Source organism: Mycolicibacter hiberniae (assembly GCF_010729485.1).
Taxonomy (GTDB): domain Bacteria; phylum Actinomycetota; class Actinomycetes; order Mycobacteriales; family Mycobacteriaceae; genus Mycobacterium; species Mycobacterium hiberniae.
On sequence record NZ_AP022609.1, the window covers coordinates 2,173,473 to 2,187,995 of the forward strand.

Sequence of the window (14,523 nt, forward strand, 5' to 3'; positions counted from 1 at the left end):
GTGGTGTGCCTTTCCTACGATGCGTCGGTGGTGGTGTCGGCGCCGGCGGCGGCGTCGGGTGCAGAGGTGGTGGCGCCGGCCAGCAACTCCTGCTCCCACTCGGCCAGCGGCTCAACCGCGTCGGCCTCAGCCTTGCCCGCACCGTTGCCCTGACCTGCCCGGGCCTGCAGCCCCTCGGCCACCGCGGAAGCGATGACCTTGGTCAGCAGAGCCGCCGAGCGGATCGCGTCGTCATTGCCCGGGATCGGGTAGTCGACGAGGTCGGGGTCGCAGTTGGTGTCCAGGATCGCGATGACCGGGATGCCCAGCTTGCGGGCCTCGCCGACGGCGATGTGCTCCTTGTTGGTGTCGACGACCCAGATGGCCGAGGGCACCTTGGCCATGTCGCGGATACCGCCGAGGCTGCGCTCCAGCTTGTTCTTCTCGCGGGTCAGCATCAAGATTTCCTTCTTGGTGCGTCCCTCGAAACCGCCGGTCTGCTCCATGGCCTCGAGCTCCTTGAGGCGCTGCAGACGCTTGTGCACGGTGGAGAAGTTGGTGAGCATGCCGCCCAGCCAGCGCTGGTTGACGTAGGGCATCCCGACCCGGGTGGCCTCGGCCGCGACCGACTCCTGCGCCTGCTTCTTGGTGCCGACGAACATTATCGAACCGCCGTGGGCGACGGTCTCCTTGACGAACTCGTACGCCTTGTCGATGTACGTCAGCGTCTGCTGCAAGTCGATGATGTAGATGCCGTTGCGGTCGGTGAAGATGAACCGCTTCATCTTGGGGTTCCAACGACGGGTCTGATGCCCGAAGTGGGCGCCGCTGTCGAGCAGCTGCTTCATGGTCACTACGGCCATGGCTGTATCCAGCTTTCTTAGTGTCGGTTGTCGCCCGGCGTCGGGTGAGGCCGGGCCCTGGTGCCTGCTGAGATACCGGACCCCTGTCGGGGACCATCCGGCATCCGATTGTGGTGCAGACACGCGAAGTCAGTCCGCTTGACGCGAACTGCGTAGCCGAGTTTACACCGTCCCAACAGGTGCTTTGTCCACAGCGGTGACTGGCCGGTTTCGGGGCCGCCGGAGTGCACTGGGGGCATGCGATTTGCGGCGTTGTTACTGGCCGCCAGCTTACTGCTCGCCCCGCCGGCTGTGGGCAGCCCGATCCGGCTGGATTGGCCGCTGCGACCGCGCCCGGCGGTGGCGCGGCCGTTCGACGCACCTCGCCCGGACTGGCGGCGCGGTCACCGGGGCGTGGACCTGGCCGCCGAGCCGGGCCAGCCGGTGTACGCCCCGGGGGCCGCGACAGTGGTGTTCGCCGGGCGGTCCGGTGGACAGCCGGTGGTGTCGCTGGACCATCCCGGCGGGCTGCGCACCAGCTACCAGCCGGTTTCGGCAAAGGTGCGGGCCGGGCAGCTGCTGGCCGCGGGATCGGTGCTCGGCACGGTGGAGCCCGGCCATCCGGGCTGCGCCGCGCCGGCCTGCCTGCATTGGGGCGCGATGTGGGGTCCGGCGTCGCGCGCCGACTACGTCGACCCGCTGGGGTTGCTGGCCTCGACGCCGATTCGGCTCAAGCCGCTGTCGAGCGGCTAGGACGCCAGCACCCGGCGCAGAAAATCGGTCATCACGGCAACGACGGCCTCGGGCTGGTCCCGTTGGACCCAATGGCCGGCACCGGCGATGACTTTCAACTCGGCGTGCGGGATCAGCGCAGCGGCCGCGCGCGCACGCGCCACCGGCACGCCGACATCCCGGTCGCCGTGCACGATCAGCACCGGCCGCGCGATGTCCGCCAGTCGCTTGGTGTAGTCGGTTCTCAACCGGTTCCACAACATCTCATTGCGCTGCCATTGCTCGAAAGCGGTGAACCCGGGCTGGCGGGCTGCCGCGACGATCTCCGCGACCAGCTCCGGGGTGCGTTGCGCCGGGTCGCGGATCAGGGATTTGAGGCTCCAGGCCAAGGCCGCACTGTTGGTCGCCATCGCGCGGGTGGCCAGGTCGAGCGCACCGGTGCGCTGCATCGCCCAAGCCAGCACCTGTCGCCCGCCGGGCAGCCGCGGCATCAACCCATAACTGTCCAGCAGCACCGCCCCGGCGACGCGTTGCGGCCGTGCCAGCACATGGCCGATGGTCAGTCCCCCGCCCAGCGACAGGCCGCCGATGGCGTAGCGGTCCAGGCCGAGCGCGTCGACGAACTCCCCGACGTAGGCCACCAGCCGTTGCTGCGTCACCCGCCAGTCGGGCAGCGGACTGGCACCGCAACCCGGATGATCGGGCGCGACGACCCGAAAGCCGCCGGCGGCCAGCCGCGGTCCGACAGCACCCCAGGACAGCGCCGCGTTGTCGGTCCCGCCGCCGTGCAGCAGCACCACGGTGCCGGCCGGCGGGTCGTCGGGGCGGAAGTCGAGGTAGGAGACCCGCGCTGAGGGGAGGTCGACGAATTCCCGCACGGTCACGCTCGCGGATGGGCCTGATCGTGCACGGCACGCAGCCGGGCAACCGTGACATGGGTGTAGAGCTGGGTGGTGGCCAGGCTGGAGTGCCCGAGCAGTTCCTGCACGATCCGCAGGTCTGCCCCGCCCTCCAGCAGGTGCGTGGCCGCGGTATGGCGCAGGCCGTGGGGACCCATGTCTGGTGTGCCACCCACCGCGGCGACGGTCTGGTGCACCACGGTGCGGGCCTGGCGGGGATCAAGGCGCCCGCCGCGGGCGCCGAGCAGCAGCGCCGGGCCGGATTCGGCGGTCGCCAGCGGCGGTCGCCCGCGCCCGAGCCACGCCTGCAGGGCTTCGGCGGCGGGCTCCCCGAACGGAACGGTCCGTTGCTTGTTGCCTTTGCCCACGACCCGCAGCACCCGACGGGAGCTGTCCACGTCATCGATGTCGAGTCCGCACAGTTCGCTGACCCGTACCGCTGTGGCGTAGAGCAACTCGGTGATCAATCTGTCCCGTAACGCTAGCGGATCTTCTTGTTGTGCACCGGATTTCGCGGCATCCATCACTTCTTGAGCCTGGTCGCGGCGCAGCACCGCCGGCAGTGTGCGGTGGGATTTCGGCAGCTGCAGACGAGCCCCGGGATCCGATGTCAGCAGTCCGCGGCGCGCCGCCCAGGCGGTGAAGGTCTTGACCGTCGACGTGCGCCGTGCCAGCGTGCTGCGGGCGGCGCCGGCGCCGGCCTGCGTGGCCAGCCAGCTGCGCAGCAGCGGAAGGCTCAGCTCATCGATGCGACTATGTCCGCGTTCGGCGAGAAACCCGAACAGCGATCGCAGGTCGCCGAGGTAGGCGCGCCGGGTGTGGTCCGACCGGCCCCGCTCCAAAGCCAGGTACTGGTCGAACTCATCGAGAATCGCGTCCACCGGGCCACGCTCTCAGACCGGTTGCCCGCAGCCTCAGGTGACGCGCCGCAACGTTTCCGGGGTGAGATCAACCCGTGACGGATACCCGTCCACCGCCATGATGAGGTCGGCCTCGGCCAGCAGCGAGCGCAGCACGTGCACGATTCCGGCGGTCCCGCCCAGCGCCAGTCCATAGGCATAGGGCCGGCCGATGCCGACCGCGGTCGCCCCCAGCGCCAGGGCCTTGATGATGTCGGCGCCGGTTCGGACGCCCGAATCGAAGAGCACCGGCATCCCGTCGGCGGCCGCCACCACATCGGGCAGGCAGTCCAGGGCGGGTAGTCCCCCGTTGGCCTGACGACCGCCGTGCGTGGAGCAGTACACGCCGTCCACACCGCCGTCGCGGGCGCGCCGCACGTCGTCTGGGTGACAGATGCCCTTGACGATCAGCGGCAGGTCGGTCAAGGACCGCAGCCACGGCAGGTCAGCCCAGGTCAGCGGATTGCCGAAGGTCTGCACCCAGGACAGGATCGCGGCTTGCGGGTTCTCCTCCGGCGGCTGGGCCAGGCTTGCGCGGAACACCGGGTCGGAGAAGTAGTTGGCCAGGCAGTGACCCCGCAGCTGCGGGAAGTTCGAGGTGGCCAGATCCCGCGGTCGCCAGCCCGGAACCCACGTATCAAGGGTGACGACGATCGCCCGGTAGCCCGCGCCCTGAGCGCGCTGCACCAGACTGGCGGCCAGCTCCCGGTCCTTGGGGGTATACAGCTGGAAAAAACCCGGGGTATCCCCGAATTCGGCGGCGACGTCCTCAAGCGGGTCGGCGGTCAGGGTGGACACCATCATCGGCACGCCGGTAGCGGCCGCCGCGCGCGCACTGGCCAGGTCACCGTGTCCGTCCTGGGCACAGATGCCGATGACGCCGATCGGAGCCATGAAGACCGGCGCCGGCAACCGCAGTCCGAACATCTCGACGGACAAGTCCCGCTCGGCGGCGCCGACGAACATCCGCGGTATGAGCCCCCACTTGTCGAAAGCCGCGACGTTGGCTCGCTGAGTGCGCTCGTCACCAGCGCCCCCGGCCACATAGGACCACACCGAGGGGGAAAGTGCAGCAGCAGCTTTGGCCTCCAACTCGGTGTAGGTCATCGGAAGCGACGGCAACACCCCGGCCAGGCCCTGCAGGTAGATCTCGAACTGGTAGTCCCCGAATGCCATGGCCTCAGGCCCTGCGCTCTGCGCCGGCGGCCTCGGCAGCTTCTGCGGCGGCGAGTTCCTTCTTCCACTGCCGGAAGGTCTCCTCGGTGCGCCCACGCCGCCAGTAACCGGAGATCGACGCCCACTTGGCGTCGACCCCGCGCTCCTTGCGGATATAGGGCCGAAGGTTGTGCATGACCGCCTGGGCCTCGCCGTGGATGAAGACCTGAACCCGGCCCGGCAGCCACGCGGCGGTGGTGACCGCCTCGATCAGCGGGTCGTTGTCCCCGGCCCGTTCCTGGCCCACCAGGTCGGCACGTGCGCCCCGGTGCAGCCAGATGAGCTCGACTCCTTCCGGCGCATCCAACACGATCTCGTCTTCGGGGCCGGCCACTTCGATGAACGCCTTGCCGACCGCACCGGCCGGCAGGGCCTCCAGCGCCGCGGAGATCGCCGGCAGAGCACTCTCGTCACCGGCCAGCAGGTGCCAGTCGGCGCTGGGGTCGGGCGCGTAGGCGCCATTGGGACCCATCAGGTACACCGCATCGCCGGGCTGCGCACTGCGGGCCCACGGGCCGACCACACCGTGGTCACCGTGCACCGAGACATCGATGGCGATTTCCCGGCTCAGCGAATCGGCCCGCCGCACCGTCAGGGTGCGGATCACGGGGCGGTGCTCCTCGGGCAGGCGGTCGAAGCTGTCCAGCGTCAACGGGCGCGGGAGCGCGTCCACGTCGACCTCATGGCGCACAAAGAGCACCTTGACGTACGAATCTGTGAAAACGCTGGGCGTAAATGTGTCAAACCCACTGCCGCCCAAAACCACTCGAATCATGTGTGCCGAAGCATGTTCGGTTCGGACAACTTCGAAAGTGTGAACCGGTCGCCCCGCCACGCTGCCTCCGTTCATCGGCCTGCCCCAGCCGACTATACGAGCTACCGGCGGCCGCGGACGATCCCCCAGCTGCCGTCGCGCCGTTGCACCAGACCGGCGAGCTCCAGCATCGCCAGCGGCGCGAGCACCTGCGCCGGGGCCAGCCCGGCTGTTTTGGCGACCTGATCGACGGTGACCACACCGCGGCCGGGCAACGCCTCATAGACCTGACGCTGGTCGGCGCTGAGGCCGTCCAGCGGCGTGACCGGCCGGGGCGGATCCTCGGCCAGCTCGCCGACGCGGCCCGCCAGCTCGATCACGTCACCGGCCCGGGTCACCACCTCGGCACCGCCGCGCAGCAGCACGTGACAGCCTGCTGAGGCCCCGCTCGTGACCGGCCCGGGAACCGCGGCAACCGGCCGGCCCAGCCGCCGTGCCCACGCGGCGGTATTGGCCGCGCCGCTGCGTATCCCGGCCTCCACCACCACCGTCGGTCCGGCCAGAGCCGCCACCAGGCGGTTACGGGTCAGAAACCGGTAGCGGGCAGGGCGGACCCCGGGTGGGTATTCGGTGACCAGCAGACCGGCCGCACCGATCCGCTGCAGCAACGCGGAATGACCTGCCGGATAGGCGATGTCGACTCCCCCGGCCAGTACCGCCAGCGTCGTTCCGTCCGCGGCCAGCGCGGCGCGGTGGGCTGCCCCGTCGATTCCATACGCGCCGCCGGACACCACCGCGACGCCGCGTTCGGCCATTCCGGCGGCCAGGTCCGCGGCCACCGCTTCCCCATAGGACGTTGCCGCTCGGGTTCCGACGATCGCCACGGCCCGCTCCGCGACGGTCTCGAGGCGGGCCGGGCCCACCGCCCACAGCACCAGCGGCGACCGGCAGTCCGGGGTAGCCGGGACGCCGGCGCCGCGGAATGCGGCAAACGCGAGCGTCGGCCACTCGTCGTCGTCCGGGGTGATCAGGCGGCCTCCGCGCCGGGCCAGCACCTCCAGATCCTCGGAGGCGATATCGAGATCACGCCGGAACTCGCTGTGCCGGGCCAGTTCCGGTTCGACCGCGCCACGACGGATCCGCTCTGCCGCCTCGACCGGGCCGACCCGGCCGACCAATGCCGCCAGGTCCGCGCGCGGTGGCTCAGCGACCCGGGACAGGTATGCCCAGGCCCGCGGCACGGCGCCCGCGGTGCTCATCGGCCCCGGCCCGGCTGACGAAAGCTCAGGGCGGCGCAGACCTCGTTGGGCCCGGGCACGGTCCGCCCCGCCAGATCGCTCAGGGTCCACGCGACCCGCAGGGTGCGGTTTGCCCCCCGGATCGACAGCAGCCCGCGGTCGAGCGCCGTGCGCAACGGCTCCATCGCCTGGCTGCTGAGCCGAAACCTGCGTCGCAGCAACGCCCCACTGACCTCGGCGTTGGTGCGAAAGCCGTGCGGTCCCCAGCGCTGGGCGGCCGCGGCACGCGCGTGGGCCACCCGCGCCCGCACCGCCGCCGTCGACTCCCCGTCGTCGGCCGAGAACGCACCCGCCCGGACCGGATGCATCTCCACCCGCAGATCGACCCGATCCAGCAGCGGACCCGACAACCGGCCGAGGTAGCGCCGCTTCTCCATCGCCTTGCAGGTGCAGTCCCGGGGATCGGCCGGTGCGCACGGGCACGGATTGGCCGCCATGACCAATTGGAAGCGAGCCGGATAGCAGGCCACTCCGTCGCGCCGGGCGAGCCTGATCTCGCCGTCTTCCAACGGTGTTCGCAGCGCTTCCAAAGCGCTGACCCGGATCTCGGCACACTCGTCGAGGAACAGCACCCCTCGATGCGCACGGCTCACCGCGCCGGGCCGAGCCATGCCGGAGCCCCCTCCCACCAGTGCCGCGACGCTTGAGCTGTGGTGCGGCGCGATGAAGGGCGGCCGGGTGATCAGCGGTGCGCTGTCCGACAGCATGCCTGCAACTGAGTGGACGGCGGTGACCTCCAGCGACTCGCTTTCGGTCAAAGGTGGCAGCAGGCCGGGAAGACGTTGGGCCAGCATGGTTTTCCCGACTCCGGGCGGCCCGGTCAGCAGCAGATGATGCGAGCCGGCGGCAGCCACCTCGACGGCGAACCGGGCCTGGGCCTGACCGACCACGTCGGCGAGGTCGGCGGCCGGCTCGGCCACCGGAGTCGCCGTGGCGACGCGTTCCCGCAGCCGTGCCGCCCCCCGCAGCCAGCCGTAGAGTTGGCGCAGCGTCGCCACGCCGTAGACATCGATGCCGTCCACCAGGCTGGCTTCGGCGAGGTTGTCCACCGGGACCACCGCAGCAGCCCAGCCGTCGTTTTTGGCGGCCAGCACCGCCGGCAGCACCCCGTGGACCGGCCGCACTCGCCCGTCGAGCGCGAGTTCCCCGAGAAGTACGGTCTTGTCCAGCAGTGACCACGATGTTTTGCGTTCCGCGGCGAGCACCGCCGCGGCCAGCGCGACGTCGTAGACGGAGCCCATCTTGGGCAGCGTCGCCGGCGAGAGCGCCAGGGTGAGCCGGGCCGCGGGCCAACGCTGGCCGCTGTTGGTGATCGCCGCCCGCACGCGATCGCGTGACTCCTGCAGCGCGGCGTCGGGCAGGCCCACCAGGTGCACCCCGGGCAGCCCCGAGGTGATGTCCGCTTCGATCTCCACGATCAGCCCGTGCAGGCCGCGCACCGCGACCGAGAACGCCCGTCCCAGCGCCATTCAGCACACCCCCTGCAGATGGGTGATCTGCGCTCCGTTGCCCGGCCCGACCCGCACCCTGATCACGTCGAGGCGGACCGCTTCCCACCGGTATGGCTGGCCCACCATCCAGACGCCGGCCAGCCGGCGCAGCCTGCGCACCTTCTCCGGCGGCACGGCGTAGGCCAGCCCGCCGAAGCCGTCACCGCTGCGGGTTTTCACCTCGATGAAGACCACAGCGCGCGCCGCAGGATGGTGTGCGACGATATCGAGTTCGCCATACCTGCAGCGCCAGTTGCGGGCCAGAATCGACCACCCCTGGCCGATCAGGTAGTCGACGGCAGCTTGTTCTCCGAGCGCCCCCAGCGCGGCGCGAGTTCTGGTTGTCATGGCGGTCAGGGTGGGTCGACACCCCGACAGCGTCGAGCCCGCCGGATGCCAAATCCGCTGTCTCAGCCGCGGTTATCCCCAGTGCCGGCTTCATCCACAGCGACGAGCAGGGCCCTCGTCGGTAGGGCGACCGGGCGGCGCATCGGCCGGCTTATCCGGCGTGGGCTCCCGGTGCGCGCACGATCAGCGGTACGCCGGGAAAGTAGGCGGCCATCTCGCTGCGGGCACGGCGCAACGCGGCGGTGCCGTAACCCTTCTTGCGATGCTCGGGGTGGATCCAGATCCGCACATTGACCTCGTTGTGGTGCAGGTCGCCGAAGACCATGCCCACCTTCTGCCCACCGGCGACGGCGACGAGCCAGGCGGCGTCCTCGTCGTCGACCCGCGACAAGCCCGAGTTGATCTCGTCGTCCAGACCGCCGGCCGGACCGCCGAACCCGTCTCCGCTGGCGCCGACGTCGGCGGTGCGCAAGGCGAAGATGTCGCGATCGTCGCCACCGAACGGCCGCAGCTGGAGGGAGTCCGAAGAACTCGCCGGCCGGTCTCCGAGGATGAACGTCAGCTCGTTGTTGAGGTCGTCGAGTTCGTCGGCGATCCGGCTCCGCGAGTCCTTGGTCAGCTGGTCCAAGCACATGCCGATGACCGCTTCGCAGCCCAGCGGCGAGACGCCGAGCAGCTCCGCGATGGCCTGCACGGCCGAACTGCGGTCGTCGGATTCGACGATCACATCGAGCACTTCGTGGCGGCGCTCCATCGCCTTGAGCAGGGCGTCTGTGATTTCGCGGCGGGAGACGGCACGGTCGACAGCGGTCATGCGAGTCAGCGTAGACCCAACTCGGCGGGACCGCTGCGGTGTTTACTCCGGAAGCCGCAGCTCGGGCTTTTCGACCTCTTCGATGTTGACGTCTTTGAAGGTGACCACCCGCACCTGCTTGACGAACCGGGCGGGCCGGTACATGTCCCAGACCCAGGCGTCGGCCAGTCGAAGCTCGAAATACACCTCGCCGTCGGCGTTGCGCGGCACCATCTCGACGCTGTTGGCCAGGTAGAAGCGCCGTTCGGTCTCCACGACGTAACTGAACTGCCCCACGATGTCCTTGTATTCGCGGTACAGCGAGAGTTCCATCTCGGTTTCGTACTTTTCGAGATCTTCGGCACTCATCTGCTCAGCCGTCCTTCTGCTCGGTTCGTCCCCATTGTCCCAGTCGCCGCTGCGCCGGCCATCGCCACGTTCCGCACGTTGACGTACGAGAAACGATGCTGGCTACACGGTCCCAACGCTGCCAGCGCCGCGGTGTGCGCCGCAGTGGAATACCCCTTGTGCTCGGCGAATCCATAACCGGGATGGTCGGCATCCAGGGTGGCCATGTACCGGTCCCGGCTGACCTTGGCCAGCACGCTCGCCGCAGCGATGCACGCCGCGGCACCGTCGCCCCCGATCACCGGAAGCGAGGGCATCGGCAGCCCCGGCACCCGGAACCCGTCGGAGAGCACATAGCCCGGTCGCAACGCCAGGCCCGCCACCGCGCGGCGCATTCCCTCGATATTGGCCACATGCACCCCACGCGCGTCGACGTCGGCGGGTTCGATGAACACCACGTGGTAGGCCAGCGCGTACCTGCAGATCAGCGGAAACAGCTGTTCGCGGGCCTTTTCGGTGAGCTTCTTGGAGTCGTCGAGCGCTGCCAGTGCCGCAGGCTTGCCCGGCCCGAGCACGCAGGCGGCCACCACCAGCGGACCGGCACAGGCGCCCCGACCCACCTCATCGACACCGGCGACCGGACCGAGCCCACTGCGGTACAGCGCCGACTCCAGTGTGCGCAGCCCCGGCGAGCGACGGATCACCGGGCGCGGTGGCCAGGCCGGAGCCATGGTTAGGGATCCTGCTGCGGGTTCGTCGCTCGGACCAGTCCCCAGCGCGACGGCGGCCAGGCGATGAACCTGGTCTTACCGATCACGTTGGCCACTGGCACGGTGCCGGCATCGACGTCGTCTCCGGTGCACAGGATCCGGCGCTGCATGTCGGGCTGCGCCTGCACGGAGTCACAGTGCGCACGCGAGTCCGACGAATGGGTGCGGTTGTCACCCATCACCCACAACCGCCCCTCGGGAACGGTCACCGGACCGAACTCGTTGCCCAGGCAGGGATAGACCATCGGGTCGACCATGAGGGTGGCCGGGTTCAGGTAGGGCTCGTGGAGCGGCTTGCCATCGACGGTCAGACCGGTGTCGTTGCGGCACTGGACGGTCTGACCGCCCACCGCAATAACCCGCTTGACCAAGTCGTTCTCATCCGGCGGCACGAATCCGATGAAGGACAGCGCGTTCTGGACCCAGCGCACCGGTGTGTTGCTCGATCGGATCGATTTGTAGCCCACGTTCCATGACGGGGGCCCGCGGAACACGACGACGTCGCCCGGCTCCGGGGTGGTGAACCGGTAGGTGACCTTGTCCACCATGATGCGGTCACCGACGCAGCCGTGGCAGCCGTGCAGCGTCGGCTCCATCGACTCCGAGGGAATCAGGTAGGGACGCGCTACGAAGGTCAGCGTCAGGTAGTACAGCACCAGCGCGATCGCGATCAGCACCACCGACTCGCGCAGTGCGCTGTGCTTGCCGTCCTCGGCTGCTTCAGCTGCCTCGGGAGAACTCTCGGGTGACGGACCCGTGGTTTCGGTCACGAGATCAGCGTAATGACCGCGTCAGCGGTGCCCTTGACCGACCGGAGAAAGCCCCGCGCGGGCAAGATCAGCGCTTTTCCTTGATCTTGGCCTTCTTGCCGCGCAGCTCACGCAGGTAGTACAGCTTGGCGCGCCGGACGTCGCCGCGGACCAGGACGTCGATGTGGTCGACGTTGGGCGAGTGCACCGGGAAGGTCCGCTCCACACCGACGCCGTAGCTCTCCTTGCGGACGGTGAACGTCTCGCGAACGCCGCCGCCCTGCCGGCGGATGACCACACCCTTGAACACCTGGATGCGCTCCTTGGAGCCCTCGATCACCTTCACGTGCACGTTGACCGTGTCGCCGGGGGCGAAGGCCGGGATGTCGTCGCGCAGCGACGCCTTGTCGACGATGTCCAGCGTGTTCATTGCGGAAACACTTCCTCGCAGGTCGCGGCTGCGGACCGACCGCGCGCTTCGTGCGCATACGGACGGCTACCGAGCCGATGGGTTCGGGCATATTGTCGCACCGTGCGGAGACCGGGACGCCAGGACCCCGCTGCAGAACCAACGGGCGACAACTGCTCAATTGTGCCAGACGCGGCGCAACCAGTGAAATCGCGCAAATCACCGCTGGTCGTTGTGCGCCGAACCACCGTAACCGTGATAATTCTGAAGGCGACCGAACTGCGCGCGCCGAACGTCCACGCGGTAACCTATCCGCCGGGCCGATGGCAGCAGTGTGGCAAGCCCGCAACCCGATGTCGGTGTCATTACGCGTCAAGGAGGCCTACCAGCCGTGCGGCCATCGATGCTCCTGCTGACCGTCGTCATGGTGATCTCCACGGTCGTGTTCGGCTGCGACGAGAAGGTCTATGGCGCCGACGCGGTGCGGCCGACGCCGTACAGCGCGCCTGAGGTGGCCCCGGTGGCCACCATGATCGACGTGCCTCGGGCGCCGGCGATTCCGCCGGCCGCGGTGGTCGACGGACTCGCGGCGCGCATGCAGGAGGCCACCGACGACGCCGCCAAGGTCGGCGCCAACATCTCGGTGGCCGTGCTGGACCGGATCACCCACCAGCTGGTCACCAACGGCAACACCCGCCCGATCGCCACCGCCTCGGTCGCCAAGCTGTTCATCGCCGACGACCTGCTGCTGCACCAGCCGGAAGGCGGCCTGTCGGCCGACGACCGGGCCGCGCTGGATTCCATGCTGCGCGCCTCTGACGACGGGGCCGCCGAGACGTTCTGGAACGAGAACGGGCGCAACGCGATCATCACACGGGTGGCCGCCCGCTATGGACTGGCCGGCACCTCGCCGCCGTCGAACGGCGCCTGGTGGAACACCATCAGCACGGCACCGGATCTGGCGCGTTACTACGACATGCTGCTCAACGGCTCCGGCGGCCTGCCCCCGGCCCAGGCCAGCCTCATCCTGAGCAACCTCGCACTGTCCACCCCGAGCGGGCTCGACGGCTACCCGCAGCGGTTCGGGATTCCAGAGGGTCTCTACGAAGAGCCGGTGGCGGTGAAGCAAGGCTGGATGTGCTGCATCGGCAATAACTGGATGCACCTGTCGACCGGCGTGGTCGGACCGGACCGGCGCTACATCGTGGTCGTCGAGGCGCTGCAGCCCAGCGACGATGCCACGGCGCGCAACACGATCACCGAAGCCGTCAAGACCATTTTCCCGGGCGGGCGGATCTAAAGGCGATCGCAAGCGCGGCGAAGCCGGGCGCAGCGGGTCGCCGTGGGGGCCTCCGCGATCGCAAGCGCGGCGAAGCCGGGCGCAGCGGGTCGCCGTGGGGGCCTCCGCGATCGCAAGCGCGGCGAAGCCGGGCGCAGCGGGTCGCCGTGGGGGCCTCCGCGATCGCAAGCGCGGCGAAGCCGGGCGCAGCGGGTCGCCGTTTAGGCCCAGCGCGTCTGCTACGGGTCCAGCAGATCCGGACGGCGTTCGCGGGTCCGTGCCACGGCGGCCTCGTGGCGCCACGCATTGATCCGGGCGTGGTCACCGGAGAGCAGGACCTCGGGTACTTCCAGGCCGCGCCAGCTCGGCGGGCGGGTGTAGCTCGGCCCCTCCAACAGCCCGGCGCGATCCGGGGAATGCGAATCGTCGCGTTGTGAAGCCGGATTGCCCAGCACCCCGGGCATCAGCCGCAGCACCGCCTCCAGCATCACCAGGACCGCGGGCTCGCCGCCGGCCAGCACGTAATCGCCGATCGACACCTCTTCAACCCGCATCCGCCGGGCCGCATCATCGGCAACCCGCTGATCGATGCCCTCATAGCGGCCGCAGGCGAACACCAGATGCTGCTCCAGGCTCCAGCGCTGCGCGGTGGCCTGGTCGAACAGTCGTCCCGCCGGGGTCGGAACGATGAGCAGCGTCTGCTCCGAACAGATTTCGTCCAGCGCTTCACCCCAGACCGGCGCCTTCATCACCATTCCGGGGCCGCCACCGTAGGGGGCGTCGTCGACTGAGCGGTGGACGTCGTGAGTCCAGCGCCGCAGATCGTGCACCCCCAGCTCCACCAGGCCGGTCTCGATGGCCTTGCCGGGCAACGACTGCCGGATCGGATCGAGATACGACGGGAAGATCGTCAGGACGTCAACTTTCACGCCGCGCCTATCCCTCCAGGTCGAGCAGACCCTCAGGCGGGTCGATCACCAGCGTCTGCTCGGCCAGCGACACCGTCGGCACGAACGCGGCGACGAACGGCACCAGCAGTTCCCGGCCGTCGGTCCGCTTGATGGCGAGCAGCTCGCCGGCGGCGGTGTGCAAGACCTCGGTGACGGTGCCCACCGGCTCCCCCGCCGTGTCGCGGACCGCCAGCCCCTCGAGCTGGTGGTCGTAGAAGGTGTCCGGCTCGGTGATCGGCGGCAGCTCCGCGGTGTCGACCACGAACAGGCTGCCGCGCAACGCGTCGGCACCGTCACGATCACCGACCCCGACCAGCCGCAGCAACATGCGTGCGCCGTGCGGACGCGCCGCTTCCACGACGTAGTCGCGTTGCGGCGCACCGGACTTACGGGCATGCAGCGTGGCGCCCGGAGCGAATCGCAGCTCGGGGTCGTCGGTGCGAACCTCGACGACGAGTTCGCCGCTGATGCCGTGGGCCTTGACCACCCGGCCGACTGTCAGCTCCATGAGCCGGCCTGCTACCGGTCGGTGTCCACCACGTCCACGCGGATGCCGCGTCCGCCGATACCGGCGACGAGGGTGCGCAACGCAGTGGCGGTGCGACCGCCCCGACCGATCACCTTGCCCAGGTCGTCGGGATGCACGTGCACCTCGACGGTACGGCCACGGCGGTTGGTCACCATGTCGACCCGCACGTCATCCGGGTTGTCGACGATGCCGCGCACCAAATGCTCGACGGCGTCTGCCACCACGGCACTCATAGCCGCG

The 14,523-nt window shown here is 69.5% G+C and carries 18 protein-coding genes and 1 pseudogene; 2 read left to right on the forward strand and 17 right to left on the reverse strand.

The window, feature by feature from the left end; translation table 11 throughout:
- Nucleotides 1-14: 14 nt before the first annotated feature.
- Nucleotides 15-842: a 30S ribosomal protein S2 gene (rpsB, locus tag G6N14_RS10225; protein ID WP_046320154.1), complete on the reverse strand. Its 828-nt coding sequence runs from the start codon at nucleotides 840-842 to the stop codon at nucleotides 15-17.
- A gap of 237 nt (nucleotides 843-1,079) precedes the next feature.
- On the opposite strand from rpsB, the gene G6N14_RS10230 reads away from it, so the two are divergent.
- Nucleotides 1,080-1,574, forward strand: coding sequence for a M23 family metallopeptidase (locus tag G6N14_RS10230; RefSeq protein ID WP_085137771.1), 495 nt, complete (start codon nucleotides 1,080-1,082; stop codon nucleotides 1,572-1,574).
- On the opposite strand, the gene G6N14_RS10235 is transcribed toward G6N14_RS10230, so the two are convergent.
- From G6N14_RS10235 to rplS, 12 genes are all read right to left on the reverse strand, one after another.
- Nucleotides 1,571-2,437 (reverse strand): alpha/beta fold hydrolase, encoded by an 867-nt coding sequence (locus G6N14_RS10235; RefSeq protein WP_085137769.1) that lies wholly within the window; start codon nucleotides 2,435-2,437, stop codon nucleotides 1,571-1,573. The genes G6N14_RS10230 and G6N14_RS10235 overlap by 4 nt on opposite strands.
- Nucleotides 2,434-3,333, reverse strand: coding sequence for a tyrosine recombinase XerC (locus G6N14_RS10240; protein WP_085137767.1), 900 nt, complete (start codon nucleotides 3,331-3,333; stop codon nucleotides 2,434-2,436). The genes G6N14_RS10235 and G6N14_RS10240 overlap by 4 nt, the downstream gene beginning before the upstream one ends.
- 33 nt (nucleotides 3,334-3,366) lie before the next feature.
- Nucleotides 3,367-4,527, reverse strand: coding sequence for an alpha-hydroxy-acid oxidizing protein (locus G6N14_RS10245; protein ID WP_085130621.1), 1,161 nt, complete (start codon nucleotides 4,525-4,527; stop codon nucleotides 3,367-3,369).
- Between the two features lie 4 nt (nucleotides 4,528-4,531).
- Nucleotides 4,532-5,401 (reverse strand): siderophore-interacting protein, encoded by an 870-nt coding sequence (locus G6N14_RS10250; RefSeq protein ID WP_085137887.1) that lies wholly within the window; start codon nucleotides 5,399-5,401, stop codon nucleotides 4,532-4,534.
- Nucleotides 5,402-5,442: 41 nt separating this feature from the next.
- Nucleotides 5,443-6,579, reverse strand: coding sequence for a DNA-processing protein DprA (dprA, locus tag G6N14_RS10255; protein WP_085137765.1), 1,137 nt, complete (start codon nucleotides 6,577-6,579; stop codon nucleotides 5,443-5,445).
- Nucleotides 6,576-8,087 carry a YifB family Mg chelatase-like AAA ATPase gene (locus tag G6N14_RS10260; protein WP_085137763.1) on the reverse strand — a complete coding sequence of 504 codons (1,512 nt, stop codon included), beginning with the start codon at nucleotides 8,085-8,087 and terminating at the stop codon, nucleotides 6,576-6,578. The genes dprA and G6N14_RS10260 overlap by 4 nt, the downstream gene beginning before the upstream one ends.
- Nucleotides 8,088-8,456 carry a YraN family protein gene (locus G6N14_RS10265; protein WP_085137761.1) on the reverse strand — a complete coding sequence of 123 codons (369 nt, stop codon included), beginning with the start codon at nucleotides 8,454-8,456 and terminating at the stop codon, nucleotides 8,088-8,090. It lies immediately after the preceding gene.
- 151 nt (nucleotides 8,457-8,607) lie between these two features.
- Complete coding sequence (locus G6N14_RS10270; protein ID WP_085137759.1) at nucleotides 8,608-9,270, reverse strand: GNAT family N-acetyltransferase; 663 nt, start codon at nucleotides 9,268-9,270, stop codon at nucleotides 8,608-8,610.
- A 42-nt stretch (nucleotides 9,271-9,312) separates the two neighbouring features.
- On the reverse strand, nucleotides 9,313-9,618 hold the full coding sequence (locus tag G6N14_RS10275; RefSeq protein ID WP_012393608.1) for a DUF2469 domain-containing protein: 306 nt from the start codon (nucleotides 9,616-9,618) through the stop codon (nucleotides 9,313-9,315).
- Nucleotides 9,615-10,328: a ribonuclease HII gene (locus G6N14_RS10280; protein WP_085130611.1), complete on the reverse strand. Its 714-nt coding sequence runs from the start codon at nucleotides 10,326-10,328 to the stop codon at nucleotides 9,615-9,617. Before G6N14_RS10280 ends, G6N14_RS10275 begins: the two co-directional genes overlap by 4 nt.
- Nucleotides 10,329-10,330: 2 nt before the next feature.
- Nucleotides 10,331-11,137, reverse strand: a complete 807-nt coding sequence (gene lepB, locus G6N14_RS10285; protein WP_085137758.1) for a signal peptidase I — start codon at nucleotides 11,135-11,137, stop codon at nucleotides 10,331-10,333.
- Nucleotides 11,138-11,204: 67 nt separating this feature from the next.
- Entirely contained in the window at nucleotides 11,205-11,546 is a 342-nt protein-coding gene (gene rplS / locus G6N14_RS10290) for a 50S ribosomal protein L19 (RefSeq protein ID WP_046320174.1), read from the reverse strand.
- Nucleotides 11,547-11,928: 382 nt separating this feature from the next.
- On the opposite strand from rplS, the gene G6N14_RS10295 reads away from it, so the two are divergent.
- Nucleotides 11,929-12,825 carry a serine hydrolase gene (locus tag G6N14_RS10295; RefSeq protein WP_085137756.1) on the forward strand — a complete coding sequence of 299 codons (897 nt, stop codon included), beginning with the start codon at nucleotides 11,929-11,931 and terminating at the stop codon, nucleotides 12,823-12,825.
- Here the strand turns inward: G6N14_RS10295 and G6N14_RS21470 are convergent.
- From G6N14_RS21470 to G6N14_RS10315, 4 genes and pseudogenes are all read right to left on the reverse strand, one after another.
- A pseudogene (locus G6N14_RS21470) lies at nucleotides 12,760-12,993 on the reverse strand (gamma-glutamyl-gamma-aminobutyrate hydrolase family protein); the annotation flags it as partial. The gene G6N14_RS10295 and the pseudogene G6N14_RS21470 sit on opposite strands and share 66 nt — an antisense overlap.
- A 50-nt stretch (nucleotides 12,994-13,043) precedes the next feature.
- A complete protein-coding gene (trmD, locus tag G6N14_RS10305) occupies nucleotides 13,044-13,733 on the reverse strand; it encodes a tRNA (guanosine(37)-N1)-methyltransferase TrmD (RefSeq protein WP_085137754.1) in 690 nt (229 codons plus the stop codon).
- A 7-nt stretch (nucleotides 13,734-13,740) separates the two neighbouring features.
- A complete protein-coding gene (gene rimM, locus G6N14_RS10310) occupies nucleotides 13,741-14,262 on the reverse strand; it encodes a ribosome maturation factor RimM (protein ID WP_085137752.1) in 522 nt (173 codons plus the stop codon).
- An 11-nt stretch (nucleotides 14,263-14,273) separates the two neighbouring features.
- Nucleotides 14,274-14,516 (reverse strand): RNA-binding protein, encoded by a 243-nt coding sequence (locus tag G6N14_RS10315; protein WP_019736217.1) that lies wholly within the window; start codon nucleotides 14,514-14,516, stop codon nucleotides 14,274-14,276.
- Nucleotides 14,517-14,523 lie beyond the last annotated feature (7 nt).

Coding starts and splice junctions, on each gene's coding strand:
- rpsB (WP_046320154.1), bottom strand. CDS start 842: ATGGCCGTAGTGACCATGAAGCAGCTGCTCGACAGCGGCGCCCACTTC.
- G6N14_RS10230 (WP_085137771.1), top strand. CDS start 1,080: ATGCGATTTGCGGCGTTGTTACTGGCCGCCAGCTTACTGCTCGCCCCG.
- G6N14_RS10245 (WP_085130621.1), bottom strand. CDS start 4,527: ATGGCATTCGGGGACTACCAGTTCGAGATCTACCTGCAGGGCCTGGCC.
- dprA (WP_085137765.1), bottom strand. CDS start 6,579: ATGAGCACCGCGGGCGCCGTGCCGCGGGCCTGGGCATACCTGTCCCGG.
- G6N14_RS10260 (WP_085137763.1), bottom strand. CDS start 8,087: ATGGCGCTGGGACGGGCGTTCTCGGTCGCGGTGCGCGGCCTGCACGGG.
- G6N14_RS10265 (WP_085137761.1), bottom strand. CDS start 8,456: ATGACAACCAGAACTCGCGCCGCGCTGGGGGCGCTCGGAGAACAAGCT.
- G6N14_RS10270 (WP_085137759.1), bottom strand. CDS start 9,270: ATGACCGCTGTCGACCGTGCCGTCTCCCGCCGCGAAATCACAGACGCC.
- G6N14_RS10275 (WP_012393608.1), bottom strand. CDS start 9,618: ATGAGTGCCGAAGATCTCGAAAAGTACGAAACCGAGATGGAACTCTCG.
- G6N14_RS10280 (WP_085130611.1), bottom strand. CDS start 10,328: ATGGCTCCGGCCTGGCCACCGCGCCCGGTGATCCGTCGCTCGCCGGGG.
- rplS (WP_046320174.1), bottom strand. CDS start 11,546: ATGAACACGCTGGACATCGTCGACAAGGCGTCGCTGCGCGACGACATC.
- G6N14_RS10295 (WP_085137756.1), top strand. CDS start 11,929: ATGCTCCTGCTGACCGTCGTCATGGTGATCTCCACGGTCGTGTTCGGC.
- rimM (WP_085137752.1), bottom strand. CDS start 14,262: ATGGAGCTGACAGTCGGCCGGGTGGTCAAGGCCCACGGCATCAGCGGC.
- G6N14_RS10315 (WP_019736217.1), bottom strand. CDS start 14,516: ATGAGTGCCGTGGTGGCAGACGCCGTCGAGCATTTGGTGCGCGGCATC.